Below are 26,583 nucleotides of genomic sequence, written 5' to 3'. Positions count from 1 at the left end.
TGGACGGCATCGCATGAACGAGGACGGCAGCGCATTCCACGAGTTGCCGCGAAGCTGTCACGAGGTTTTCGCGAAGCCTGCACACAATGAACGCCATCACGTTTCGCGAACCACGTGCGATGACCTCCGCGCGATCGAGCATGCTGCGCACCGAACTCCCTCCCGCTACGCCCCCTCCCGCCCCGCCGCCGGCGTCCGATCTCGCCACGCTGCTGCGCGACACCACGCCGCTGGCTTCGTCGACGCCGACGCTCGACGTCTCCGACCGGTTGCTCGACGCACGCCACGCCGGCCTGCTGTCGCTGCCGATCGTCGACGACGGCATCCCGGTCGGCGCGATCAGCCGCTACGCGCTCATGCGCGTGCTGCTCATGCCGTACGGTCGCGAGCTGTACGGCAAGCGCCCAATCGCCTCGCTGGCCAACCGCGAAGCCCTCGTCCTGCCCGCATCCATGCCGATCGACGAGGCCGCGCGCCTCATCGCCGAGCGCATCCCGAGCCCGATCACCGAGGACTTCATCGTCGTCGACGACACCGGCCGCTACCTCGGCACGGGTGTGGTGCTCGACGTGCTGCGCGCGATGGACGCGCGTCTCGGCCAGCGCACGCGCGAGCTCGAACGCGCCTATGCACGCGTGAAGTCCTCGCAGCTGCAGCTGGTGCAGTCGGAGAAGATGGCCTCGCTCGGCCAGATGGTCGCGGGCCTCGTCCACGAGATCAACACGCCGCTCGGCTACGTGCGCAACAACGTCGAGATGACGCGCGCGACGCTCGCCGACACCACGCGCCTGATCGGCGCCTACGAAGCGGTGACGGCCGGCCTGCTCGATGGCGAGACGCCGCCCGACGACCTGCCCGAGCGCGTCGACGCACTGGGCACCGAGCGCGCGAACCTCGACGTCGCGATGCTCGACGACACTGCGGCGCTGCTCGACGACACCCTGCACGGCCTCGGCCAGATCGGCGAGCTCGTCGCCAACCTCAAGGACTTCAGCCGCCTCGACCAGGCACGCACGCAGAAGGCCGACCTCAACCAGCTCGTCGACAGCGCGCTGCGCATCGTCCAGCACATCCTCAAGCGGCGCGGCATCGAGGTCGTGCGCCACGCCGGCGAGGTGCCGCCGATCGAGTGCTCGCCCGCGCAGATCAACCAGGTGCTGCTCAACCTTGTCAACAACGCCGTGCAGGCGATCGAGCACGATGGTGGCCGCATCGTCGTGCGCACGCACGTGATGGGCTCACGCGCGCTCGTGCTCGTCGAGGACAACGGCAAGGGCATCGCCGAGGCCGACCTCGCGCGCATCTTCGACCCGTTCTTCACCACCAAGGCGGTCGGCCAGGGCACCGGCCTCGGCCTCGCGATCGCGCACCAGATCGTCGAGCAGCACCGCGGGCTCATCCGCGTCGCCTCCACCCCGGGGCGCGGCACGCGCTTCGCGGTCGCGCTGCCGCTCGAACGCGAGGCCGTCGCGCATGGCTGACCTGCCGACGATCGCGTTCATCGATGACGAGGAGCGCATCCTGCGCTCGCTGCGCATGCTGTTCCGCGGGCGTGCGAACGTGCTCGCGACGACGTCGGCGCCCGAACTGCTCGACTGGGTGCGCACACGCGAGGTGCACGCGGTGGTCAGCGACCAGCGCATGCCCGGCATGGGCGGCGTCGAGGTCCTGCGCGAGGTCGCCGCGCGCTCGCCTTCGACGATGCGCCTGCTGCTGACCGGCTACGCCGACATGGACGCCGTGGTGGGTTCGGTCAACGACGGCGAGATCTACCGCTTCCTCGAGAAGCCGTGGGACGGTCCCCGCCTCGTCGAGACCGTGCTCGGTGCCGCGGCGGTCGCGCGCGAGGATTTCGCCGCCGCGCGCACCACGCCGGCGGTCGCGGATGTGGCGCCCGCCACGCCGGCCGCCGACGTGCTCGTGCTCGACGCGTCAGGCCAGCTCGGCGGCGAGGTTCGCTCGATGCTGCCGGCGGCGATCCGGGTCGGTACGGTCGCGACGCTCGAGGCGGCACTCGCCGAACTGGTTGCACGCGAAACCGCCGTACTCGTCGCCGTGCTCGGCGGCCAGGGCGACGACACCGTCGACGCGATCAAGCGCCTCAAGCAACTGCGTCCGGCGATGCTCGTGATCGTCGTCTCGCCGATGCAGGACAGCCGCCTCGCGATCGACCTGATCAACCACGGCCAGGTCTTCCGCTTCCTGCTCGCGCCGCCCGTGCGAGAACTGTTGCGGCGCAGCCTCGCCTCGGCACTGGAACGCCACGCCCAGCTGCGTGCAACGCCACGCCTGCAGCGCCGCCACGAGGTCGAGCACGTCGCCCGCTCCCCGGCGCCGTCGCTGCCCGGGCGCATCCTCGACTACTGGCGGCGCCTGCGCGACGGCGCCGCCCGCTGAAGGCGACGCGTCCCTCGCGAGCCCGCGCAGGCCGGCGTGCGATTCCTGCACGGCGCCGGCTAGACTCCCGCGATGAATCGCTGGCTCGCCATCGCCCTGGCCGCCGCCCTGGCAGGCTGGTGGTTCTCCCCTCCGTTCGCACGCTCGCGACCGCCCGGCATCCTGGCGCCGGACGCCCCGCGGCAGGTCGATCTCGCGGACGCCGCAAGCTTCCTCCACGGCGACTACACCGTGCAGCCGCTCGCCGAATTCCGGGTTCACGCGCGCGTGCTGTCGCGGGAGGACTACCGGTTCGATGCCGGAGCACCGCTTTCGCCGATGGACCTCGCGTTGGGCTGGGGTGCCATGAGCGACAGCGCCCTGCTCGAGAAACTCGATTTCCACCAGAGCGTGCGCTACATGTACCTGCGCTGGAGCGAGCAGAAGCCGCTTCCGCTGCCGTGGGTGGAGATCTCCCGCCAGTTCGGCAACATGCACATGGTGCCGGCCACCCCGTCCGTTGCCACGTGGCTCGGACGGGTGCGGGCCGGCGACGTCGTGCACATCGAGGGCCTGCTGATCGAGGCATCGCTTCCGTCCGGCTGGCGGTGGCGGAGTTCGCTGACGCGCGACGACACCGGCAACGGTGCGTGCGAACTCGTCTACGTCACGTCGATCAGCCGATCGTGAACACCGGCCGCCGGCATCCCGGCGGCCGGTCGACCTGCACCGCATACCTTGCCCGCGGAAGCCTCCGTCGGCGCTGGCTGAACCCTGCCCGGATCCACCACTCTTCGCACATTGACACTTTGTGTACGAGCGGGTAGATCAGTAGCGGGGAGAGGGCATCATGCAGGCACCTGACACGTTCACACCGAGTGGGTTCATGCGCCTGCGGCGGCGCTGGGACTGGGTCATCTTCGCGTTCGCGATCGGCCTGCTCGTGCTCGCGACGGCGCAGTCGTTCCGTCAGGGACGCGAATCGGAATCGTACAACCGCCTCGTCGCGCACACCGTGGAGGTGCTGTCTTCGATCGAAGCCGTCGACCGCGCCTCGCTGTTGATGGAGGCCGATCACCGCACCCATCTCATGCTCGGGACCTCCTCCTGGGCCGAGGCACGCGCCGGCCACCATGACCAGGCCAATTCAGCCGTCGACCGGCTCGTCGAGCTCGTCCGCGACAACCCCGTGCAGAGCGCGAACGTCACCCAGGTGCGCAGGCTGCTCGGCGAGCGCTTCGCGTCGATGGAGCGACGATCCGTACAGATCGAACGCGAGGGCATCAGGGCCGCGCAGGAACATTTCCTTTCCGAGGGCACGCGTTCGTTCGATGCGTTGCAGGCCGCAATCGCGGTGCTCGGCTCGGCCGAGCGCGAGCTCCTCACGGAGCGGTCGCAGCGCGCCGCCGACGCGGTGGTCAACCTGCGTGGCTCGTTGCTGTACGGACCCGGCGTCGCGCTCGTGATCCTCGGCGTGGGCTTCGTGATCCTGCGTCGCCAGCTCGATGCGACCGAGCGCATGCGTGCCGCGCTCGCGCGCTCGGACGCCGTGCAGAAAGCCATGCTCAACGGTGCCGGCCACATGGTCATCGCGGTCGATGCACAGAACGAGATCATCGTGTTCAACCGCGCTGCGAGCCGCAAGCTCGGCTATGCGGCCGAGGACGTGCTTGAGGGCCGCGAGAACGTCGCCCGGTTCCACGACCCCGACGAGATCTCCGACCGCGCCGTCGAGCTGACCCGCGAACTCGGTACGCGCGTGCTGCCCGGGCCGGAAGTATTCACCGAGATCCCGCGCCGCGAGCTCGCCGAGACGCGCCAGTGGACCTACGTCACGCGCGACGGTCGTACGTTCCCGGGCCAGCTGACGGTCAGCGCGATCCGCGACGACGACGGCCGCCTGCTCGGCTTCATCGGCATGGCCGAGGACATCAGCGAGCGCATGCGCGCCGAGCACGAGATCCAGGAGCTCAACACCACACTCGAGGCCAAGGCCGAGCAGCTCGAGGAGACCGTCGCCGAGCTCGAGAGCTTCAGCTACTCGATCTCGCACGACCTGCGCGCCCCGCTGCGCCACATCCACGGCTATGCGCGCATGCTCGAGGAGGACGCTGCCGGTGCGCTCGACGCCGAATGCGCGCGCTACCTCACGGCGATCAGCGACAGCTCGCGGCGCATGGGGCTGCTCATCGACGACCTGCTCTCGCTGTCTCGGATGGGTCGCAAGCCGCTGCAGATCACGACGATCACGATGGCCAACCTCGTGCAGGCCGCGCTCGAGGAGGCGCGCACCGAGGCGACGCAGACGGCCGTCGTCACGATCGGCGAGCTGCCCGATGCGGCGGGCGACCCCGCCCTGCTGCGCCAGGTCTGGGTCAACCTCATTTCCAACGCGATCAAGTACAGCTCGCGACGCGGCGAGGACGCGCGCGTGTCGATCAGCGGCGCGGTCGAAGGCGGCCACGTGCGCTACCAGGTGCGCGACAACGGCATCGGCTTCGACATGCGCTTCGTCGACAAGCTCTTCGGCGTGTTCCAGCGCCTGCACATCGACGAGGAGTTCGAAGGCACCGGCGTCGGCCTCGCGATCGTGCAGCGCATCGTGCTGCGCCACGGCGGACGCGTGTCCGCGGTCGGCGCACCGGACGCCGGCGCCACGTTTTCGTTCACGCTTCCGTACCGAGGGCCCATCGAATGAACGACCTCCACAGCGTCGAGATCCTGCTCGTCGAGGATTCCTCCGCCGACGCCGAGATGACGATGCGCTCGCTCAAGAAGCGCGGCATCGCCAATCGCATCGAATGGGTGCGCGACGGCATCGAGGGGCTGCACTTCCTGTTCCGCGAAGGCAAGTACGAGAACCGTCCGGTCGGCAATCCGCGCATGGTCCTGCTCGACCTCAAGATGCCGCGCATGGACGGACTCGAGGTGCTCAAGATCCTCAAGAACGACCCGCGCACGCGATCGGTCCCGGTCGTCATGATGACCTCGTCGCGCGAGGAAGGCGACCTGCTCGCAAGCTACGAGCTCGGCGTCAACAGCTACGTCGTGAAGCCCGTGGATTTCGTCGAGTTCGCGGAGACCGTCACCAAGATCGGCATGTACTGGATGCTCGCCAACCACACGCCGGAGAGCTGACCGGCTGAGAACGCCATGGACACGTTGAAGATCCTGCTCGTCGAAGACCAGCAAGGGGACGCCGACCTCGTCCTGCATGCGTTGCGCTCGCTGCGCAAGGCGATCGAGCACCGGCGCGTGACCAGCGAGCAGGCGCTCGTGCGCGAACTGGCCGAGTTCCGCCCCGAGATCGTGCTCAGCGACTTCTCGATGCCGGGCTTCAGCGGCATCGAGGCCTTGCGCGTGGTCACCACGGTGTCGCGCGACACGCCCTTCATCTTCGTGTCGGGCACGATCGGCGAGGAACTCGCGATCGAGGCGCTGCAGCGCGGCGCGATCGACTACGTGCTCAAGGACAACCTCAAGCGACTGGCCCCCTCGGTCGAGCGCGCATTGCGCATCGCCAGCGACCGCGACGAGCGGCGCCGCATGGAGCGCGCACTGTTCGAGAGCGAGGCCCGCTACCGCTCCATCGTCGAGGCGACACAGGACTGGATCTGGGAAACCGACGCCGACGGCATCTACACCTACACGAACCACTCGGTGCAGACGATCCTCGGCTACGGCATGCGCGACATCCTCGGCACGGAAGACACCGCACTGCTGTGCGAGCAGGATCGGGCGGACATCGAGCAGGCACTCGCGGAGCATCGCGAGGAGAAGCGCGGCTGGCACGACTGGCTGCTGCGCTACCGCCATCGCGACGGCTCGGTGCGCATCGTCGAGAGCACGGCGCACCCGCTGTTCGACAACGCCGGGGAACTCGTCGGCTACCGCGGCATCGACCGTGACGTGACCGAGCGCATCGCCAACGAGACCAAGCTGCGCCAGCTCTCGCGCATCCATGCCGTGCTCAGCGCGCTCGGCAGTGCCCTGCTCGCGGCGCGCGACAGCGACGAGATCCTCGCCGACGTCGTGCGGCTCGCCGTCGAGCAGGGTTCGTTCGCGTCGGCGCTCATCATCGAGGGCATCGACGGAAACGGGCCCACGATGGTGAGCCACCACCACGGCGACACCATGCTGCGCGACCGCACCAGCAGCGTGCTCGGCGCGCCCGCCAACGACGAGTTCGAGGCGATGCGCCACTCGCTGCGCAGCGGCAACATCGTGTTCGTGCGCGACATCGCCACGTTCCGCGAGACGATGCCGCTCGCGCTGCGCCCGGGCGAACGGGAAGACCACCGATCGATGATCGCACTGCCGTTCGGGCAGGGTCCGTCCGGCGTGCTGCTGCTGCACAGCCGCGAGTCGCACCAGTTCGACGTCGAGGAGATGGCACTGCTCGAACGCCTGGCCAAGGACATCACGCGTGCGCTCGACTTCATCGCCAAGACCGAGCGCCTCGAGTACATGGCGCGTTACCACGAGCTCACCGGCTTGCCCAACCGCGCGCTGTTCCGCGAGCAGGTCGCCGAGCGCCATGCCCGCGACGGGATCGCCGTCGGCCTGGTCGACGTCGCCGGCCTGCACCGCTTCCAGGATTCGCGTGGCCACGAGTTCAGCATGACGCTGCTGCACGAGATCGCGCAGCGCCTGCGTGCACAGCTCGACACCGACGTGATCCTCGCCCACCTCTCGGACAACACGTTCGGCGTAGCCTTCAACACCGGCGTGTCGCTCGAGGAGGCCACGCTGCGCCTCGACAGCCTGCTCGAGCGCGCCGCCGCTGTGCCTTACGACGTCGAGGGCGAACATGTGCACGTCGCCCTGCACTGCGGCCTTCTCGACACGGGGCGCCACGACGGCGGCCAGGACCAGATCGAACGCAACGCGCACGCGGCACTCACCGAGGCACGTCAGCGCCATGCACGCGTGACCGTCTACAACGAGGCCTTCAGCCAGCGCGCGCAGCGCCGCCTTTCACTCGAGGAGGACCTGCGCAAGGCGCTCGCCGAGCAGCAGCTCGAGATCTTCCTGCAGCCGAAGTTCGACGTGCGCTCGCGCCAGCTGACCGGGGCCGAGGCCTTGCTGCGCTGGCGCCATCCGGTCGAGGGCCTCATGTCGCCGGCCGAGTTCGTGCCGATTCTCGAGGAAACGGGCCTGATCCTGCCCGTGGGCCGCTGGATCATGCGCACGGCGCTCGCGATGACCGAACGCTGGCGCCACGCCGGCCATGGCCAGTTGCGCATCGCGATCAACGTGTCGGCGCGCGAGCTGCGCCACGAGGGTTTCGTCGAGACGGCCCGCAAGCTGCTCTCGGCCTATCCTTCCGACCACGGCCTCGACATCGAGATCACCGAAGGCCTGCTCATGGAAGACATGGAGCGCAGCATCGCCCTGCTCGACGAACTGCGTCGCCTCGGCTGCCTCGTCCACATCGACGACTTCGGCACGGGCTACTCGTCGCTGCACTACCTGTCGCGGCTGCCGGTGGACGTGCTCAAGATCGACCAGTCGTTCATCGCCGGCATCGCGCAGAGCCCGCAGTCGCACGCGCTGGTCAGCAACACGATCGGTCTCGCCCATGCCCTCGGCCTGCGCGTGGTGGCCGAAGGCGTCGAGGACGCCGAACAGGCCAAGCTGCTGACGCTGCTGCGCTGCGACGAGCTGCAGGGCTTCCACCTTGGCCGACCGGTGCCGGCCGAGACGTTCGACGAGGCCTTCCTTCGAAGGACCTGAGCGGCCCGCTCGCCAGAGCCGGGTTCAGCGCGCGAGCACTTCCGCCGGCACGCGCACCGCGCCCTCCATGAGCACGCGAGCGCTGCGGCTCATCGCGGCGCGCGTGACCGCCCAGCGTCCGTCGACCTCGGCCACGTCGGCGCCCACGCGCAACATGCCCGATGGATGGCCGAAGCGCACCGCGTCGCGCGTGCCACCACCCGCGGCTGCGTTGACGAGCGTTCCAGGCACGGCGGCGGCGGCGGCGATCGCGACCGAGGCCGTGCCCATCATCGCATGATGGAGCTTGCCCATCGACATCGCACGCGCGAGCAGGTCGATGTCGGCCGCTTTCACGGGCTTGCCGCTCGACGACACGTAATCCTTCGGAGGCGCGACGAACGCGACCTTCGGCGTCAACGGTCGCTTCGCGGCGGCCTCGACATCGGCGACGAGTCCCATGCGAACGGCGGCGTGGGCGCGGATCGCCTCGAGTCGCGCCAGCGCGGCCTTGTCCTCGTTGATCGCGGCCTGCAGTTCGGTGCCGTCGTAGCCGAGCGAAGCGGCGTCCACGAACACGACCGGCACGCCGGCATTGATCATGGTCGCCCTGAACACGCCGACATCCGCCACGTCGAGATCGTCGACGCGCCGACCGGTCGGGAACATCGCGCCGCCAGCGTCGCCGTCGCCTTCGTCGGCGGGATCGATGAATTCCAGTTGCACTTCGGCCGCCGGGAAGGTCACGCCGTCGAGTTCGAAATCGCCCGTCTCCTGGACCTCGCCGTCGACGATGGGCACATGCGCGACGATCGTCTTGCCGATGTTGGCCTGCCAGATGCGCACCGTGCAGAGGCCGTCGCGCGGCACGCGCGAGGTCTCGAGGAAGCCGTTCGCGATCGCGAACGGTCCGACGGCGGAGGAAAGGTTGCCGCAGTTGCCGCTCCAGTCGATGAAGGCCTGGTCGATCGGCACCTGGCCGTAGAGGTAGTCGACGTCGTGACCGGGCTGTGTCGACGGCCCGATGATGACGACCTTGCTCGTGCTCGAGGTCGCACCGCCCATGCCGTCGGTGTGCTTGCCGTACGGGTCGGGCGAGCCGATCACGCGCACGAGCAAGGCATCGCGCGCCGCTCCGGGAGACCGCGCCGCCTCCGGCAGATCCTCGAGGCGGAAGAACACGCCTTTCGACGTGCCACCACGCATGTAGGTGGCGGGAATGCGGATCTGCGGCCTGGCTCGGATCATCGTGGGCATCGCTCGGACACGCCGGGGATCGGCGTCGCCCCCCATTCTCCCATGACGCGACGGGAGGAATGCCGCGGGTACACGGCGCGTCGGCGGCCCCCGGAGCAGGATCAGGATCGCGCGGCGATCAGAAGGGGCGGCTCACCGCATCGCGGCGGCGTGCGGTCGCCAGTGCCTCGGCCAGCAACGGCTCGAACTCGCGCCCGCGGAAGTAGTCGATCGCATCGTCCCAGCTCATGAAGCTGACGGTCTCGCGCTGCACGTAGTCGGTCGAGACGATGTCGTCGGCTTCGAGACGGATGGCATCGGCGCGCAGGCGTCCGGCCCAGACGAGCACGCCGTGCTCGCCGCGGTTGATCAGCGTCAGCGCGCGCCAGGTGCCGTCGCCGAGTGGCTGCGGCTCGCGCGCATGCGCGAAGTTGACCGACATCATCCCGCCTGGCTCCCGATCCCCTTGTCCGACACGAGAGGCTAGCGGGTCCGGCACGGGCACAAACGCCCCGTTCAGGAATATTGTGATGGGAGCCGCGTAAATTTGTGAATTATGCTTAAAGAAAAACACAAAGAAAGTTCTGATCTCGAAATTGGCCTTCCCAGTACGAGGCATCGTGAACACCGAAACTGGCGTTCCTTCGGCTCGAAAACGGCTACCCGCACGGTAGGTTTCACCGCACCTCCCCCGCACCGCTTGCGAGGCGTCGATCAGCCCGCTCGAGGTCGTCCGGGCACCTTCCTGCACCGATTGTCCTCGTTTCCTGCGCATGCGATGCGCAGTCGCGCGCAATCGTGGGCACCGTGCCACGACGTGCCGAAGGACCGCCCGGCGTCACGTGGCACCACCCGTTCCCTCAGCCGCGTTCCGCCGGAGAACACCATGACGTCGATCCTGTTGCCCACGCTCGGCAGCCACCATGCCTCGCTCGCCGAAACCCTGCAGGTGCTCGAACGCCGCCGCGTCCTCAAGCTGCTCGGTGCCGCCGGCATCGCGGCGACGCTGCCGAGTGGCGCGCTCGCCTGCACGCTGATCCCGTCGGAGACGGCGGGCCCCTACCCCGGCGACGGCACCAACGGTCCCAACGTGCTCACCCAGAGCGGCATCGTGCGCTCCGACATCCGCCGCAGCTTCGGTACGGCCGGCACAACGATGGCGACGGGCACGCTCATGAGCATCACGCTGCAGCTCGTCAGCACGACCACGAGCTGCGCACCGATCGCGGGCGCTGCCGTGTACCTCTGGCACTGCAATGCATCGGGCGGCTACTCGCTGTACTCGCAAGGCGTCACCGGCCAGAACTACCTGCGCGGCGTGCAGGTGTCGGACGCGAACGGCGAGGTCACGTTCACGACGATCTTCCCGGGCTGCTACTCGGGTCGCTGGCCGCACATCCACTTCGAGATCTACCGATCGGTCGACCAGGCCACGAGCGGGGCGAACGCGGTGCGCACCTCGCAGCTCGCGATTCCCGAGGCGGTATGCCGTACGGTATATGCGCAGACCTCGCTGTATCCCGGCAGCACCAACAACCTCAACGGCGTCACGCTGGCCAACGACAACGTGTTCCGCGACGACCAGGCCGTGCACCAGCTCGCGACGGTCACGGGCGACACCACGAACGGCTACGTGGGCTACCTCGAGGTCGGTGTCGGCCTGAGCGCCGAGACGATCTTCAAGGACGGCTTCGAGCCGGCCTGAACCTCAGAACGCGGAATCCGCACGCAACCTGCGCGAGGTTCGCCACATGAGCTCGCGCAGCAGCGGCTCGACCTCGCGATCCTTGAAGTACTCGAGCGCATCGGGCCAGGCCATGAAACTCACGCTCTCGCGCCGCACGTAGTCACGCGGCGCGACGTCCTCGGCCGACACGATCGAGGCATCCCGATCGAGCCTGCCCGCCCAGACCATGATGCCGTGCGGGGCGCGATTGAGGATCGTGACGGCTGTCCACGTGCCGTCCTCGTTCGGCGTGTCGCTGCACAGATGGGCCACGGGTACGCGCATCATCGCGGGCATCCTCCTCGCCGCGAGTATAAAGATAAACATTGCAACGTCGAGGCTCGCCACCGCGGTGCGACGACGCGGCCTCACGCGACGCGCCGATCCGGAGCGTTCACGCGGCCGGAGTAGGATGGAGCCATCCGCTGCTCCGAAGCCGCCCCTTCAGGCGGCGTGGCCGGACGTCGACCACCATGATTCCACTCGATCGCGCCGCGCTGCAGACCCTCGTCGAGGAACTCGCTGCCGAGTTCGCGCAGGAACGATCCGACGACGCCGCAACGGCATGGCGGGAAGCCGGTGACGCGATCCTCGCGCAGGCCGAGGAGGCGGACCATGCATGGCTCGCCGATCGCCTGCAGGATGCCGGCCACGCGATCGGCATCCTCGATGCCGATGCGGCGGCACTGCGCGCGCGCTTCCACGCCGAGCAGGTCAGGAGCGAGGACGCCTGATCCTGCGTTGCGGAGTCGCGTGTTGCCTCAGGTTCCGAGGCGCTCCAGCCGGTAGGTGCCGTCGAGCACGCGTGCGACCCAGTCGGCGTTGGCCAGGTACCACTCGACCGTGCGCGCCATGCCGCTTTCGAAACTCTCGCTCGGACGCCAGCCGAGGTCGCGGCGGATCTTGGTCGCGTCGATCGCGTAGCGGCGGTCGTGGCCCGGACGATCCTTGACGAACGTGACGAGCGACTCGCGGCGTCGGCCGTCGGCGAGCGGCACACGCTCGTCGAGCAGCGCGCAGATCGTCTTCACGACATGCAGGTTCTCGCGCTCGGCGTCGCCGCCGACGTTGTAGACCTCGCCGACACGGCCGATCTCGAGCACGCGCAGGATCGCGCGGCAGTGATCGACCACGTACAGCCAGTCGCGCACGTTGCGGCCGTCACCGTAGACCGGCAGCGACTCGCCCGCGAGCGCCTTCTGGATCATCAGCGGGATGAGCTTTTCGGGGAACTGGAACGGCCCGTAGTTGTTCGAGCAGTTCGTGGTCAGCACCGGCAGGCCGTAGGTGTGGTGGAACGCGCGCACGAGGTGGTCGGAGGCCGCCTTCGACGCCGAGTACGGCGAGTTGGGCTGGTACGGCGACTCCTCGGTGAAACGACCGACCGGGCCGAGCGACCCGTAGACCTCGTCGGTCGACACGTGCAGGAAGCGGAAGCCGTCCTGGCGATCGAGCGGCAAGCCGCGCCAGTACGCGAGCGCGCACTCGAGCAGCGCGAGCGTGCCGACGACATTCGTCTGCACGAACGCGGCGGGACCGTCGATCGAGCGGTCGACGTGCGATTCGGCCGCGAAATTGACGATCGCGTCGGGACGATGCTCGGCGAGCAGCGCGGCGACGCGCTCGCGATCGCCGATGTCGCCGTGCACGAAACGGTAGTCGTCGCGACCGTCCACCGAGGCCAGCGTGTCCGGATTGCCGGCATAGGTCAGCGCATCGAGGTTGACGATGCGGTAGCCGCCGAGGCCCAGCACGTCGAGCACGAAGTTGCCGCCGATGAAGCCGGCACCGCCAGTGACGAGAAGCGTTTTCATGGAGTTCCGTTCGTCGAAGCCGCCGTGCGGCGCAGCCCGCGATGGTATCGCGGGGGCCTCGCGCGGGCGAGCCGTGCGGGACGCCGCATATGGTTATGGCGGCATGTGCGTGGACGCGTGGAGGCGTTGCGAATTAGTTAAGCACACCCTCAACGCATGCCACGGAGCCCTCGATGCCTTCGCCCGCCACGCTGTCGCCGCTGCTGCTGCTCGGCCTGATCTCCCCGCCCGTCCTCGCGCAGTCGGAGGCCACGACCTCGCAGCTCGACGACATCGTCGTCACCGGCACGCGCGCGACCGGGCGCACCGAGACGCAGTCGCTGTCGCCGATCGACGTGCTGCGGCCCGACGACCTCGCCGCGACCGGTAGCACCGAACTCGCGACCGCGCTGTCGCGGCTGCTGCCTTCGCTCAACTTCCCTCGCCCGAGCCTCACCGACGGCACCGACTCGGTGCGCCCGGCCCAGCTGCGCGGCCTGTCGCCCGACCAGGTGCTCGTGCTCGTCAACGGCAAGCGTCGCCATACCGCGGCGATCCTCAACGTCAACGGCACGCAGGGCCGCGGTTCGTCGCCGGTCGATCTCAACGCGATCCCCATCGCCGCGATCGCGCGCATCGAGGTGCTGCGTGACGGCGCCGCCGCGCAGTACGGTTCCGACGCGATCGCGGGTGTCGTCAACGTCGTGCTCAAGGGCTCGCCAGGCGACGGCAGCGTCTCGCTGCAAGGCGGCCAGTACAGTGCCGGCGACGGTCGCCAGGTCGATCTCGGCGGCGACGCGGGCTTCGCGCTCGGCGAGCGGGGCTGGCTGCACCTGTCGGGCCAGTACGTGGAGGCCGATCCGACCAATCGCGCCGGCGTCGACTTCCGCTTTCCCGGCGACGTGAGCTACGGCCGCAAGAACCACCGCTTCGGCGACGCCGACACGCGCAACACGAAGCTGTTCGCGAATGCGCAGATCGATCTTTCCGATGCCGTGCAGTTCTACGCGTTCGCGAACGCGAGCAAGCGCGATGCCGAGGCCGCCGGCAACTACCGCCAGGCCGGCAACGCGAACAACATCGTCTCGATCTATCCCGAAGGCTTCCTGCCGATCATCGCCACCGAGTCCGAGGACCGTTCGCTGGTCGCCGGCCTGCGCGGCACGAGCGCAGGTGGCTGGCGCTGGGACGTCAGCGCGAACTACGGCGCCAACACGCTCGACTTCGGCGTGCGCAACAGCCTCAACGCCTCGCTCGGGCCGACCAGCCCGACCTCGTTCGACGCCGGCGAACTCGAGAACGAGCAGCTCGTCGTCAACCTCGACATCGCCAACGACCTCGACTGGGGCCTCGCCAACCCGGTCACGCTCGCGTTCGGCGGCGAGTACCGCGACGAGACCTACACCATCCGCGCCGGCGAACCGTCGTCGTACATCGCCGGCACCGGCGGCGTGGCCGGCGCGAGCCCGGGCGCCCAGGTGTTTCCGGGCTTCCAGCCCGGCGATGCGGGTTCGAACGGTCGCGACAGCTACTCGGCCTACCTCGAGCTCGACACCGACTTCACCGACAGGCTCAGCGGTTCGGTCGCCGCGCGCTACGAGGACTACAGCGACTTCGGCGACACCGCCTCGGGCAAGCTCGCGCTGCGCTACGCGGTCAGCGACGCGTTCGCGCTGCGCGGCACGCTGTCGAACGGCTTCCGCGCGCCGTCGCTCGCGCAGCAGTACTACTCGGCGACGTCGGCGGTGCTGATCGGCGGCTCGATCTTCGAGGTGCGCACGTTCCCGGTCGAACTGCCGGTCGCGCGCGCGTTCGGCGCGCAGCCACTCAAGGCCGAGAAATCGACCAACGCGAGCCTCGGCTTCGTCGCCCAGCCGCTCGACAACCTGAGCCTCACGGTCGACCTCTACCGCATCGACATCGACGACCGCGTCGTGCTGTCGGAGAACCTCACCGGCACCGCGGTGCGCGACTTCCTCGCCGCGCAGGGCTATCCGGGCGTCAACGGCGGCCGCTACTTCACCAACGCGGTCGACACGCGCACGACCGGTATCGACGTGCTCGCCGCATGGCGCGTGGCGCTCGGTGACGGCGCGCTCGACCTCTCGGCCGGCTACAACTACAACAAGACCAAGATCACGCACATCCAGGCCAATGCACCGGAGCTCGATGCGCTCGGCTTCCAGCGCATCGGCCGCGTCGAGATCGGGCGCATCACCGAAGGCGCACCGCGCGACAAGGTCACGTTCGGCAGCGACTACACGATCGGCAACTGGGGCCTGCGTGCCGGCCTCACGCGCTACGGCGAGAACACGGTGCGCCAGACGAATCCGGCCAACGACCAGACCTTCGGTGCGAAGTGGATCCTCGACCTCGCGGCGAGCTACCGCCACGACGACTGGACCTTCACGCTCGGCGCCGACAACGCCTTGAACGAGTATCCCGACGAGGTGCGCAACGTGAACTGGGGCAACCCGGCGACCGCGCCGAGCGGCCTGTTCCGCTACAGCAGCTACTCGCCGTTCGGTTTCAACGGTGCGTTCGTGTACGGCAAGGTCGCCTACACCTGGTGAGCCCACGACCTGCGCGGGAGCACTCCCGCGCAGGCTTCCACATCGCCACGCCGGCTTCGATGCATCCGTGGCGACCTGCCTCGTTCCTGCCTGCGAGACACGCCTTGAATCCGCATGACGAACCTGCGCCCGCGATGACGGGCGCCATCTCCGACGACGACGAGCGTCACCTGCATGGCAGCGACGACGACCAGGCCTGGGCGGATCTCCTCGCCCCGACACGGCGACGCTTCCTGCGCGCGACAGGTCTCGCCGCGGGCGGCCTCGGCCTGACCGGTCTCGCCCATGCCGCGGACGCGGACGCGACATCGAAGGCCGCGCTCGGTGATCCCGCGTTCCGCGCCATCGTGCCGCCGCGCGACACCGGCACGAGCCCGTGGGGCGAGCACACCGCGCTCGAACCCGCGACGCGACCGGCCAGCGTGCGCCCGCGCGACGGCGCATCGGGCCTGCCCGACACACCACGCCCGTACACCGACATCCGCAGCTATCACGCGCACGTCTATTTCGACGAGGACACGTACGCGAAGGCCGCACGCCTGCGGCAATGGGTGATCGAGCGCTTCCCGGTCGAGCTCGGCAACTGGAACCTCGAGCCACGCGGACCGCACGTCACGCCGTCGTTCTATTTCGGTTTCACCAACGACCTGCTGCCGGTCGTGGTGCCGTGGCTGCAGCTCAACAGCCTCGGCCTGACCATCCTGCTGCATCCGAACTCGGACGACCCGCGCGCCGACCATCTGTACTACACGCTGTGGGTGAACCGGTCGCAGCCGGTGAACGCCTACGGCATGAAGCGTCCGGGCGAATCCGGTGCGCCGCCGATCGAGAAGATCCTGCCCAACATCGTGCCGACGCGACCGCTCGAGACCTGAGCGCCGCGTGCGATCAGTCCGCGCGGCGGTCCGCGTAGAACGCCGCCGTGAACGCGTCGAGGGTGTCGGCTTCGATCGCCGCGCGCAGGCCGGCCATGAGCTGCTGGTAGTGATGCAGGTTGTGGATCGTCGCGAGCTGGCTCGCGAGCATCTCGCCGCAGCGGTCGAGATGGCGCAGGTAGGCGCGGCTGAAGCCCGACGCGCAGGTGTAGCAGGTGCAGCCGTCCTCGATCACGCGCGTGTCGCGCGTGTACTTCGCATTGCGGATGCGCAGCGTGCCGTGGCGCGTGAACAGGAAGCCGTTGCGCGCGTTGCGCGTCGGCATCACGCAGTCGAACATGTCGACGCCGCGGCGCACCGCCTCGACGATGTCCTCGGGACGACCGACGCCCATGAGGTAGCGCGGGCGATCGACCGGCAGCATCGGCGACACGGCCTCGAGCATCGCGTTGCGCTCGTGCTCGGGCTCGCCGACCGCGAGGCCGCCGATCGCGTAGCCGTCGAAGCCGATGTCGATGAGCGCATCGGCCGAGCGCTTGCGCAGGTCCGGATAGACCGAGCCCTGCACGATGCCGAACAGCGCGTTCGGATTGCCGCCCTCGTCGAAGGCACGACGCGAGCGCAGCGCCCAGCGCAGGCTCAACTCCATCGAGGTGCGCGCGACCTTCTCGGTGGCCGGATACGGCGTGCACTCGTCGAAGATCATGACGACGTCGGAATCGAGCACGCGCTGGATGTGCATCGACACTTCGGGGCTCAGGAACACCTTCGAGCCGTCGACCGGCGAGGCGAACGTCACGCCTTCCTCGGTGATCTTGCGCTTGTGCGCGAGCGAGAACACCTGGAAGCCGCCCGAGTCGGTCAGGATCGGCTTGTCCCAGCCGATGAAGCGGTGCAGGCCGCCGAAATCGCCGACTACGTCGAGGCCGGGGCGCAGGAACAGGTGGAACGTGTTGCCGAGGATGATCTCGGCGCCGATGCCCTCGATGTCGCGCGGCAGCATCGCCTTGACCGAGCCGTACGTGCCGACCGGCATGAAAGCCGGCGTCTCGACCGTGCCGCGATCGAACGTGAGGCGACCGCGGCGTGCGGGACCGCGCTGGTGGAGGAGCGAGAACTGCATCATCGACGGGGCTCGTGGGCGTTGAAAGGTCGCACGCCGATCACGGCGGGTACGGCGTAGGCAGGATCAGCATCGCGTCGCCGTAGGAGAAGAAGCGGTAGCGCTGCTCGACCGCATGGCGGTAGGCCTCGAGGATGCGCTCGCGTCCGGCCAGCGCCGAGACCAGCATGAGCAGCGTCGACTCGGGCAGATGGAAGTTCGTCAGCAGCGCATCGACGCTCGTGAAGCGGTAGCCCGGGAAGATGAAGATCTGGGTCTCGCCCGCGAACGGCAGCAGCTCGCCGTCGCGCGTTGCGCTCTCGAGCGCGCGCACGACAGTCGTGCCGACCGCGACGACGCGTCCGCCGCGTGCACGGGTCTGGCGCACCTTCTCGACGAGTCCGGCACCGACGTTGAGCCACTCGCGGTGCATGACGTGGTCGTCGAGGCTTTCCGCGCGCATCGGCTGGAACGTGCCCGCGCCGACGTGCAGCGTGACGTGGCCCGTCTCGACGCCGCGCGCATGCAGGGCCGCGAGCAGCGCGTCGTCGAAATGCAGGCCCGCGGTCGGCGCGGCGACCGCGCCGGGCTCGCGCGCGAAGATCGTCTGGTAGCGTTCGGCGTCGCCCGCGTCGGGCTCGCGCGTGATGTACGGCGGCAACGGCAGCCGGCCGAGCTTCGGCAGCAGCTTGTCGAGCGGATCCGACGATTCGAAACGCAGGCGGAAGAACTCGCCGTCGCGGCCGAGCACGCGCGCGATCGAGCCGTCGCCGAGTTCGATCGCCCCGCCCTCCCTGGGCTTCTTGCTCACGCCGAGCTGCACGGTGGCCTCGTGCGAGCCGGTCACGCGCTCGACGAGGATCTCGACCGCACCGCCCGACGGCTTGCGCCCGAACAGGCGCGCCGGCAGCACGCGCGTGTCGTTGAACACGAGCAGGTCACCCGGTGCGAGCAGCGACGGCAGGTCGGTGATGGCGCGGTCGTCGCGCGAGTCCGCGGCTACGTCGAGCACGAGCAGGCGCCCCGCCGAGCGCTCGGCCGGCGGTGCCTGCGCGATGAGCTCGGGCGGCAACTCGAAGTGGAAATCGGACTTCTTCAACGCGGCGCGGACGGACCAAGGGGGCGCGCATTGTAGGCGCTGCGGGCCTGAATCTCACGGAGGCGGTCCGCGGGAGCGTTCGACCCTGCGTCGAAGAAGGTAGATCCCGGCATGATCCCGATGAACCCAGGCAGGGCGGAATCGCCTGCGGCGGTTCCGCCCTGCACGTGACGCGCTTCTCCGGTAGGGCGGAACCCGCGCAGCGGATTCCGCCGTCATGCGAAGTGGTGCGCGGCAGCAGCCTCCAACGAGGCAAAGCCGCGTCCGCAAGCATGTGGCGACGATACCCGCCACGGCGGAATCGCCTGCGGCGGTTCCGCCCTGCACGTGACGCGCTTCTCCGGTAGGGCGGAACCCGCGCAGCGGATTCCGCCTTGCGCGGACGACAAACCTCACCTCAACGCGCGACGCCGGCGCCGCAGCACGACGACGATCGCCACGAGCACGCCGAACCCGAGCAGCCAGGGTCCGACCACGTTGACGGCGTGCCGCAAGGCCTGCATGCGCTCGAACTGCAACCGCTTCTCGGCCGCAGGGAAATCGGGTGCTTCGCAGGAGTAGCCGAAATCGCCGGCCCATGGCACGAACGCACCTTCGCGGACGTAGCGCAGCCACAAGGCCTCGCCGCGTGCGTGGTCGCGCGCATTGATCCAGCCGGTCGCCTTGCACAGGACCGCCGCGAACGCCTGCGAGCGTGCCGGCAGCAGGTCGGCAGCGCGGCTCGCGAGATCGGCCGCGACATAGCGGTAGTGGAAGCGCTCGAACGGTGCGGCGCGGCTCGCGACGAGCCGCGTGGCCTCGTCGGCGCCGGCGAGGCCTGCCGGCAGCGCGATGTCCTTGCGCGGCTCGGGAATCCAGTTGAACTGGTCGTCGTAGCGCCCCGGCGGCGCGAGATCGTAGTTGCCGCCGTAGTTCGCGTAATCCGGATCGCCTTCGAAGCCGAGCAGTTCCATGCCCTGGTCGCGCGCGATGCTGGCCGCCGTGAACAGCGCCTCGGCGCGTGCGATGCGTCCGCCGCGCGTCGACGCCGCCATCGCGTCGACGTAACGACGCGCCGATTCGGCCAGGCCCTGGTCATCGAAGTACGCCATCGCCTCGTCTCCGCGCCCGGCGCGCAGCAGGCGGCGCGCGAGCAGTTCGCGCAGGCGCTGCACATGCGGCTTGGACACCCATGCATCGTCGGCCGCGGGCGTCGCGGCCGTACCGGCCGACACGTTCGCATCGACGAAGGCCTTGAGCTCGTCCGGCGTCAGCACGCGCTCGGCGACGTAGGCGGCGTCCTCCCAGTACTGTTCGGCGCCGGCATACAGGAACCCGAGCGCCTCGACGTAGTCGCCGCGCTGCAGCGCGAGGATCGCGATCTCGCCCTCGACGCGGCAACGCGGACGGAACGGGCCGTAGCCGTAGTCGTCCGTGTAGAACACGCCGTCGGCCCAGTTCTCGCCCTGCGGGAAGGCCTGCGAGGCCTTTGCGTAGGCCTCGCGTGCGCCCGCCGTATCGCCCGCGCGCAGCGCGAGCTTGGCGCGCACCCACCACGACAGTGCGCTGTCGGTGCGCACCGCAAGCGTCGCAGCAAGGTCGTAGCGAGCCTGCCGGTAGGCGGCCGCGGCGAGGCGATCGGCGCCGTCGAACGACACGATCGCCTGCGCCTCGATCTCGTCGAGCAAGGCGTCGATGCGTCCCGCGTCGAGCTCGCCGGCGCGCGTATAGAGGTAGGCCGCGAGCAGGCGCTGCACGAGCGCGTCGCCGAGCGCCTTCTGGCGCAGATCCGCGTCATCGAAGAGCTGGCGCGCCACGAACAACAGCGACGTGCTGCCCTTGATCGAACCGCGCGCGGTCTGTTCGGCATACAGGCGCACCGCACCCGCGGCATCGCCGGCCTCGAGGCGCAGGCGCGCTTCCTCGCCGAAGCTCGCGAGGCCAAGGCCTTCGGGATCGGCCGCACCGGCGAGCACGGCCTCGCGCACCCGGCGGAACTCGAGTTCGGCCGCAGGCCCCTGCTCCAGCACACGCAGCGTGCGCGCGAGCGAGTAGCGCGCGGCAAGGCCGCGGTCGCCCTGCTGCTCGGGAGGCCGTGCGAGCAATGCCGAGAAGCCCGCGCGTGCGGCGACGAAGGAGCCTTCGTGGAACGACTCGGCCGCATGCGCATATGCGAGCGACGCCGCGTCGTGGCCTCGCGGCGGCTCGTCCGGCGCGCCGGAACCTTCGACGAGCGCATCGGGCACCACCTGCAGCAGGCGGCTCGATTCGAACAGGAACGTGCCCTCGGGCAGGCCCTGCAGCGCGGCCGCACGGTCGTCGAGCAGGCGGTTCGGGAAATCGGGACCGCAGGCCTGGGCGGGCAGCGCCACGGCGAGCGCGAGCAGCCAGACAACGCTGCGCAGGCGCGGTGATCTGCGCGTGTCAGTCTTCGTGTTCGATCGCGACATGCACCTCGTCCTTCGTCGTGCAGCGGACCCAGCCGATCGTGCGCGCATCGCCGGCGGCGAGGCGTGCGGCGTCGGCGGTCCGCAAGAAGCGCAACGTCGCATCCGACCGTTGCAGTGCGTAACCCGTGAGCGCGTCGGCGGCCTCGCAGGGGGCCTCGATACGCAACGTGGATGGCAACGATGCCGCGAGCGTGCCGTCGTTGCGCACGACCACGTCACGTGCCGCGCCTTCGCCCGCGAGGCTCGCCGAGACACGTGCGACGAGCGGTGCCGCATCGATGACGGCGCGCAGGGTCGCGAGGCTCCAGGCGCGACGGTCGGCCGGCAACGGCAGGCGGAACCAGGCCACACCGACGAGCCCTCGCGGCGGCGCGCGCTCGACCTCGCGCACGAACGCGGCCACTTCGCGCGGATCGGCCTCGACCTCGACACGCCCGCCGCCGCGCGCGAGCGTGGCCTCGCTCTCGACGAGCACACCTTCGGCGGATCGCACGAGGCCCGCACCGTAGGCTGGCAAGGCGATGCGGTACGGCACCCGCGCGACGGCCGCGAACGCTTCGAGACGTGCGCGTGCGCGCGTCGCATCGAACAGGCCGAGCGTCGGCGCATCGACGGCGTGCAGCTGCAGTACCGCGGCGTCGACGCGTGCGAGCACGTCGGCGAAGGCGGGTTCCGGAGTCCATGCCGGCAATGTCGTGATCGAGAGCGCGAGGCCGGGCGGCAGGCGCGCGCGCAACGCCTCGAGCACGACGGCGTAGGCCGCCAGCTGCGACGACGGTGCATCGTGGTCGATCTCGACACCGGCGAGCGTGATGCCGGCCTCGCGCCATGCCTGCACGATGCGTTCGACTTCGTCGCCGAGCGCAACGGCATCGACGCGTGCGGTCGAGCCGTCCACGCGCAGCACCGCGACGACCGGACGCGCGTCGGCACGCAGCACGTCGAGATCGACCCGCGCGCGCACGAGGCCTTCGTCGGGATGCCATTGCGCGGCGAGTACCCGCCAGCCGGTGAACAGATCGCGCGATGCGGCGATCGCGGTGACATGCGAAGGCGCCCACACGCGCTGCCAGACATAGGCCTCGTGGTCGAACGCGGCCATGGCGGTCGACGCCATCGACATGGCCGCGAGCACGATGCCCGCGGCGGCGCGCGCGATACGCTTCAAAGCCAGCCTTTCTGGCGTGCGAGGCGGTAGGCCTCGATGCGGTTGTTCACGCCGAGCTTGCCGATCGCCTCGGACAGGTAATTGCGCACGGTGCCGTGCGAGAGGTTGAGCTGCGTGGCGATGTCGCCGGCCGAGGTGCCTTCACCGGCAAGGCGCAAGACCTGGCGCTCGCGGTCGTTGAGCGGATCGGCCTCGGACCAGGCTTCGAGCGCGAGCTGCGGATCGATCGCACGCCCGCCGCGATGCACCATGCGCAGCGCCTCGGCGAGGTTCTCGGCCGGCGCATCCTTGAGCAGGTAGCCGGAGACGCCCGCGTCGAGCGCGCGACGCAGGAAGCCCGGCCGCGCGAACGTCGTGACGATGACGACCTTGGTCGCGATCTCGTGGCGCTGGATGCGCTGGGCGAGTTCGAGGCCGGTCAGGCCCGGCATCTCGATGTCGGTCACGAGCACGTCGGGACGCAGGCGCTGCAGCTCGCGCCACGCCGATTCACCATCGAGCGCACTGCCGACGACGTCGAGGTCGGGCTCGAGCTTGAGCAACGCCGACAAGGCGCCGAGCACCATGGCCTGGTCCTCGGCGAGCATGACGCGGATCATCCATCACCATCGTTGAGCGGGGACGCCGGACAGTAGCAAATGGCCGCCCGATGCGCGCGGACCGATGTCGCGACGCTAAGGTACCTTCGGCGGCGGATCGCAGCCGTCGGCGGCACGCTGCTCGCGCGCGGCGGCACGCTCCGCGATGCCCTGCTGGTCGGCGAGGCCGATCCACGACAGGTACTTGCCGGCGACGCGATCGCCGACGGACTGGTCCGTGCGGAAGCCCTTGGCGAAGCGCGTGCGCGTGCAGTCGAGCGGGTTCTCGCCGCGCTCCTGCATCTCGGCCCAGCGCGCGCTCGCCGCCGCCTGCGGATTCTCGGGCTCCGGCGCGGGGCCGATGCGTACGGCACCCGCTTCGGGCAGGCGTAGCGAACCGTCAGGGTTGAACAGCTTCGGCGCCGGCGTTCCCGCACTGCCGATGCGCGCGCTCGTCGTCGACGGCGCTTCCTCGACGCGCGGCGGTGGCGGCGTCTTCGCGGTGGGGGGCGCGACGACGATGCGCGATGGCCTGCGCTCGAACGCCGGCGGCTCCGGCTCGGGCGGTACCTCGTACGTCGTGGGCGGCTCGATGACGCTGACCTGTATCGCGACACCGGCATCGGGCGCTTCGCCGGTGAGCATGACGCCATGCAGCGTCAGTACCCAGCCGAGGTTGAGCAGGAGGGCGAGCGCAAGGAGGCCGAGCACCGCATTGCGCGTGAAATGGCGGCGATGCCACAGCGCGTGACGCTCGCGGAAACGGCGGGCGTAGTCGGGAATCGACGGCGACGTGCCGTCATCCTCGTCGGCCCGACGCTCCGTGGCATGGAAGGACACTGGCATGCGGGGCGCGGGATCCGGGTCGATTGAGCGCGCGCAGCATACAAAGTGCGCGCTAAACCGCCGTTAAGGCGAGCCGCCCGTGCAGCCACGATGCGACGCGCGCGGCGATGGCCGCCGCCGACGTGCCGAGCAGCGGGCCGGCATGGCTGGCGCGCGGCAGCATCTCGAAGTCCGCCATGCAGCGCACCGACAACGCACGGCTCGCGGCGGGAGGGATGTCGTCGTCGCACTCGCTGGCCAGCACCAGCGTCGGGCAGCGAACCGGGTCGACCGCGATGCCCACGCGTGCTTCGTCGAGCACGCGCCCCGACTCGTCGCGCCAGCGCGTGAACGCATACAGGCGGGCGGCATCGTCGGCATCGGGCAGCGCGCGGCAGGTCGAGGTGATCGAGCGCTCGCTGCCCCAGCGCACGCGCGGCGGATGCGGCGCACCGAGTGGCCGATTGAGCACGCCAGCCGGCGGCAACGCATTGACCAGCACGAGCGCATCGGCGCGCACGGCCTTGGCCACCGACAACGCGAGCAAGCCGCCGAGGCTCGCCCCGACGACCACGAGTGGCGCCACGGGGTGACGGCCACGCTGGCCCATGCAGGCGTCGACGACCTGCCGGCGGTAGTCGGCGAACGTCGTCGCCTCGAGGCCGGCGACAGCCGGCACGAGGTCCGGCGCGGCGACCGTGAAACCCTGCGATGCGAGCACGCGCGACCACACGTTCCACTCCCAGCCGCCCGCGCCCGCGCCGTGCACGCAGACGACGGTGGCGACCGGATCGGAGGTGGCTGGAGGCATGCGTCGATTGTCCCTGGCAAAGAACGTGATTATGGCCCAGCAGGCGCGTGACGCGGCGCGCCTTGACCCTCCCTCGCGATCGCGCAAGGCTGCGACACCCGCCGGCAGCACGCCCGGCCTCGTCACCCGTCGCGACCACGGCACGGACGCCGAGCCGACAGGACACGGAAGCATGCGACTCGCATGGAGGGCTTTCCGTGTCCCACGCCACCGAGAACATCCGCAACATCGCCCTGGCAGGCCATGCCGGCGCCGGCAAAACCACGCTGTTCGAAGCCCTGCTGCATGCCGGCGGCACGATCACCACGGCAGGCACGATCGAGCGCGGCACCACCGTCTCCGACCATGACCCGATGGAGAAGGAACGCCGGCATTCGATGGCCGCGTCGATCGCCTCGATCGAGCGCGACGGCTGCCACATCAACCTGATCGACACGCCGGGCTTCGCCGATTTCCGCGGCCCGACGCTGTCGGCGCTGGCCGCCGTGGAGACCTGCGCGATCGTCGTCAATGCCACGGCCGGCATCGAGCACACGACGCGGCGCATGATGGACCACGCGCACGCACGCCGTCTCGCCCGCATCCTCGTCGTCAACCGCATCGATGCCGAAGGCGTCGACCTCGCCGCACTGACCGACGCGCTGCGCGAGGAATTCGGCTCCGAATGCCTGCCGATCAACCTGCCCGCGGGTGGTGGCACGCGCGTGGTCGACTGCTTCTTCAACCCGAGCGGCGAGGCCGATTTCTCGTCCGTCGCCGAGGCCCACCAGCGCATCCTCGACCAGGTCGTCGAAGTCGACGAGACCGTCATGGACCACTACCTCGAACGCGGCGAGGACGGCGTCACGCGCAGCGAGCTGCACGACGCGTTCGAGCAATGCCTGCGCGAGGGCCACCTCGTGCCGATCTGCTTCGTGTCGGCACGCACGGGCGCCGGCGTGCCCGAGCTGCTCGATCTCGCCGTGCGCCTGCTGCCGAACCCGCTCGAGGCCAACCCGCCGCCGTTCCACAAGGGCAGCGGCGACGACGCGGTGCCCGTCGAAGCCGTGCCGGACGCGTCGCGCCACGTCATCGCCGACGTGTTCAAGATCGTCAACGACCCGTTCGTCGGCAAGCTCGGCGTGTTCCGCGTCTACCAGGGCACGGTGCGCCGCGACACCCAGCTGTTCATCGACGACGGCCGCAAACCGTTCAAGGTCGGTCATCTGTTCAAGCTCAAGGGCAAGGACCACGTCGAGATCGACGAGGCCGTGCCCGGCGACATCGCCGCCGTGGCCAAGATCGAGGACATCCATTTCGACGCCGTGCTGCACGACTCGCATGACGAGGACCACATCCACCTCGCCCCGCTCGATTTCCCGCAGCCGATGTTCGGGCTTGCCGTCGAACCCGCGCACAAGGGGCAGGAGCAGAAGCTCGCGATCGCCCTCGCCCGCCTCGGCGAGGAAGATCCCTGCCTGCGCGTCGAGCACAACAAGGAGCTCAACGAGACCATCGTGCGCGGCCTGTCGGACCTGCACCTCAAGCTCGTGCTCGAGCGCATGCGCGAGCGCTATGGCGTCGAGGTGACGACGCGCCCGCCGCGCATCGCCTACCGCGAGACGATCACCGCGCGTGCCGACGGCCATCATCGCCACAAGAAACAGACCGGCGGCGCCGGCCAGTTTGGCGAAGTGTTCCTGCGCGTGGAGCCTTTGCCGCGTGGCAGCGGCTTCGAGTTCGCGCAGGAGATCAAGGGCGGCACGATCCCGGGCCAGTTCCTGCCCGCGATCGAGAAAGGCGTACGCCAGGTGCTCGACCACGGCGCACTCGCGGGGCATCCGCTGCAGGACGTGCGCGTGATCGTCTACGACGGCAAGTACCACGCGGTCGACTCGAAGGAGGTCGCATTCGTCGCCGCGGGTCGCAAGGCCTTCCTCGACGCGATCGGCAAGGCACGGCCGATCGTGCTCGAGCCGATCGTCAACCTCGACGTGAACGTGCCCGAATCGCATGTCGGCGACGTCACCGGCGGCCTCGCCGGCAAGCGCGCGCGCATCAACGGCACCGATGCGATGCGCGGCGGGGAACTCGTGATCAAGGCACAGGTGCCTCTTGCCGAAGTCACCGACTACCAGACCGAGCTCAAGTCGATGACCGGCGGCCGTGGGCGCTACTCGCTCGAGTTCAGCCACTACGAGGCCGTGCCGCCGCAGCTGCAGAAGCAGCTCGTCGAGGCCTGGAAGCCGCAGGCCGAGGACGACTGACCCTCCACGGAAACATGCGGATCGGCCACAC

22 protein-coding genes are annotated in these 26,583 nt (G+C 69.5%); 11 read left to right on the top strand and 11 right to left on the bottom strand.

Features of this window, described 5'->3' with window-relative positions; all coding sequences use genetic code 11:
• Positions 1–119 precede the first annotated feature (119 nt).
• The 6 genes from ACQQ2N_RS14710 (at position 120) to ACQQ2N_RS14685 (ending at position 8,112) form a co-directional block, all read left to right on the top strand.
• Positions 120–1,481, top strand: coding sequence for a sensor histidine kinase (locus ACQQ2N_RS14710; RefSeq protein ID WP_440222329.1), 1,362 nt, complete (start codon positions 120–122; stop codon positions 1,479–1,481).
• On the top strand, positions 1,474–2,397 hold the full coding sequence (locus tag ACQQ2N_RS14705) for a response regulator (RefSeq protein ID WP_440222328.1): 924 nt from the start codon (positions 1,474–1,476) through the stop codon (positions 2,395–2,397). The genes ACQQ2N_RS14710 and ACQQ2N_RS14705 overlap by 8 nt, the downstream gene beginning before the upstream one ends.
• 72 nt (positions 2,398–2,469) lie before the next feature.
• On the top strand, positions 2,470–3,066 hold the full coding sequence (locus ACQQ2N_RS14700) for a hypothetical protein (RefSeq protein WP_440222327.1): 597 nt from the start codon (positions 2,470–2,472) through the stop codon (positions 3,064–3,066).
• A gap of 160 nt (positions 3,067–3,226) precedes the next feature.
• Positions 3,227–5,074, top strand: a complete 1,848-nt coding sequence (locus tag ACQQ2N_RS14695) for an ATP-binding protein (protein WP_440222326.1) — start codon at positions 3,227–3,229, stop codon at positions 5,072–5,074.
• Positions 5,071–5,514: a response regulator gene (locus ACQQ2N_RS14690; RefSeq protein WP_440222325.1), complete on the top strand. Its 444-nt coding sequence runs from the start codon at positions 5,071–5,073 to the stop codon at positions 5,512–5,514. The genes ACQQ2N_RS14695 and ACQQ2N_RS14690 overlap by 4 nt, the downstream gene beginning before the upstream one ends.
• A gap of 15 nt (positions 5,515–5,529) precedes the next feature.
• Positions 5,530–8,112: an EAL domain-containing protein gene (locus tag ACQQ2N_RS14685; RefSeq protein ID WP_440222324.1), complete on the top strand. Its 2,583-nt coding sequence runs from the start codon at positions 5,530–5,532 to the stop codon at positions 8,110–8,112.
• 24 nt (positions 8,113–8,136) lie between these two features.
• On the opposite strand, the gene prpF is transcribed toward ACQQ2N_RS14685, so the two are convergent.
• Together prpF and ACQQ2N_RS14675 are read right to left on the bottom strand one after the other, a co-directional pair.
• Positions 8,137–9,339: a 2-methylaconitate cis-trans isomerase PrpF gene (prpF, locus tag ACQQ2N_RS14680; RefSeq protein WP_440222323.1), complete on the bottom strand. Its 1,203-nt coding sequence runs from the start codon at positions 9,337–9,339 to the stop codon at positions 8,137–8,139.
• Positions 9,340–9,466: 127 nt separating this feature from the next.
• Positions 9,467–9,772 carry a hypothetical protein gene (locus ACQQ2N_RS14675; protein WP_440222322.1) on the bottom strand — a complete coding sequence of 102 codons (306 nt, stop codon included), beginning with the start codon at positions 9,770–9,772 and terminating at the stop codon, positions 9,467–9,469.
• Between the two features lie 441 nt (positions 9,773–10,213).
• Here ACQQ2N_RS14675 and ACQQ2N_RS14670 point away from each other — a divergent pair, with 441 nt between their 5' ends.
• Positions 10,214–11,032, top strand: coding sequence for an intradiol ring-cleavage dioxygenase (locus ACQQ2N_RS14670; RefSeq protein ID WP_440222321.1), 819 nt, complete (start codon positions 10,214–10,216; stop codon positions 11,030–11,032).
• Between the two features lie 3 nt (positions 11,033–11,035).
• On the opposite strand, the gene ACQQ2N_RS14665 is transcribed toward ACQQ2N_RS14670, so the two are convergent.
• Positions 11,036–11,341 carry a hypothetical protein gene (locus ACQQ2N_RS14665; RefSeq protein ID WP_440222320.1) on the bottom strand — a complete coding sequence of 102 codons (306 nt, stop codon included), beginning with the start codon at positions 11,339–11,341 and terminating at the stop codon, positions 11,036–11,038.
• 185 nt (positions 11,342–11,526) lie between these two features.
• Between ACQQ2N_RS14665 and ACQQ2N_RS14660 the strand changes: the two genes are divergently transcribed.
• A complete protein-coding gene (locus ACQQ2N_RS14660) occupies positions 11,527–11,787 on the top strand; it encodes a hypothetical protein (RefSeq protein ID WP_440222319.1) in 261 nt (86 codons plus the stop codon).
• Between the two features lie 27 nt (positions 11,788–11,814).
• Here the strand turns inward: ACQQ2N_RS14660 and rfbB are convergent, their stop codons facing one another.
• Entirely contained in the window at positions 11,815–12,867 is a 1,053-nt protein-coding gene (rfbB, locus tag ACQQ2N_RS14655) for a dTDP-glucose 4,6-dehydratase (RefSeq protein WP_440222318.1), read from the bottom strand.
• 173 nt (positions 12,868–13,040) lie between these two features.
• Between rfbB and ACQQ2N_RS14650 the strand changes: the two genes are divergently transcribed.
• Both ACQQ2N_RS14650 and ACQQ2N_RS14645 read left to right on the top strand, forming a co-directional pair.
• A complete protein-coding gene (locus ACQQ2N_RS14650; protein WP_440222317.1) occupies positions 13,041–15,419 on the top strand; it encodes a TonB-dependent receptor plug domain-containing protein in 2,379 nt (792 codons plus the stop codon).
• 146 nt (positions 15,420–15,565) lie between these two features.
• Complete coding sequence (locus tag ACQQ2N_RS14645; RefSeq protein ID WP_440225770.1) at positions 15,566–16,294, top strand: DOPA 4,5-dioxygenase family protein; 729 nt, start codon at positions 15,566–15,568, stop codon at positions 16,292–16,294.
• Between the two features lie 13 nt (positions 16,295–16,307).
• On the opposite strand, the gene tgt is transcribed toward ACQQ2N_RS14645, so the two are convergent.
• The 7 genes from tgt to ACQQ2N_RS14610 all read right to left on the bottom strand — a co-directional run bounded on the left by tgt (position 16,308) and on the right by ACQQ2N_RS14610 (position 24,306).
• Positions 16,308–17,417 (bottom strand): tRNA guanosine(34) transglycosylase Tgt, encoded by a 1,110-nt coding sequence (tgt, locus tag ACQQ2N_RS14640; RefSeq protein WP_440225769.1) that lies wholly within the window; start codon positions 17,415–17,417, stop codon positions 16,308–16,310.
• 40 nt (positions 17,418–17,457) lie between these two features.
• Positions 17,458–18,495, bottom strand: coding sequence for a tRNA preQ1(34) S-adenosylmethionine ribosyltransferase-isomerase QueA (gene queA / locus ACQQ2N_RS14635; RefSeq protein WP_440222316.1), 1,038 nt, complete (start codon positions 18,493–18,495; stop codon positions 17,458–17,460).
• Between the two features lie 392 nt (positions 18,496–18,887).
• A complete protein-coding gene (locus ACQQ2N_RS14630) occupies positions 18,888–20,924 on the bottom strand; it encodes a hypothetical protein (RefSeq protein ID WP_440222315.1) in 2,037 nt (678 codons plus the stop codon).
• Positions 20,899–22,092, bottom strand: a complete 1,194-nt coding sequence (locus tag ACQQ2N_RS14625; protein ID WP_440222314.1) for a DUF3142 domain-containing protein — start codon at positions 22,090–22,092, stop codon at positions 20,899–20,901. The genes ACQQ2N_RS14630 and ACQQ2N_RS14625 overlap by 26 nt, the downstream gene beginning before the upstream one ends.
• On the bottom strand, positions 22,089–22,691 hold the full coding sequence (locus tag ACQQ2N_RS14620) for a response regulator transcription factor (protein WP_440222313.1): 603 nt from the start codon (positions 22,689–22,691) through the stop codon (positions 22,089–22,091). Before ACQQ2N_RS14620 ends, ACQQ2N_RS14625 begins: the two co-directional genes overlap by 4 nt.
• A gap of 75 nt (positions 22,692–22,766) precedes the next feature.
• Positions 22,767–23,516: a hypothetical protein gene (locus tag ACQQ2N_RS14615; protein WP_440222312.1), complete on the bottom strand. Its 750-nt coding sequence runs from the start codon at positions 23,514–23,516 to the stop codon at positions 22,767–22,769.
• A 52-nt stretch (positions 23,517–23,568) separates the two neighbouring features.
• Positions 23,569–24,306, bottom strand: a complete 738-nt coding sequence (locus tag ACQQ2N_RS14610) for an alpha/beta hydrolase (protein WP_440222311.1) — start codon at positions 24,304–24,306, stop codon at positions 23,569–23,571.
• Between the two features lie 197 nt (positions 24,307–24,503).
• Between ACQQ2N_RS14610 and fusA the strand changes: the two genes are divergently transcribed.
• Positions 24,504–26,552: an elongation factor G gene (gene fusA / locus ACQQ2N_RS14605; protein WP_440222310.1), complete on the top strand. Its 2,049-nt coding sequence runs from the start codon at positions 24,504–24,506 to the stop codon at positions 26,550–26,552.
• The last annotated feature ends 31 nt before the right edge of the window (positions 26,553–26,583 follow it).

It is taken from the genome of Dokdonella aquatica (assembly GCF_051987395.1).
GTDB lineage: Bacteria > Pseudomonadota > Gammaproteobacteria > Xanthomonadales > Rhodanobacteraceae > Dokdonella.
Note: the sequence above shows the minus strand (reverse complement) of the source record. Positions and strands in the feature narration are given on the sequence as shown.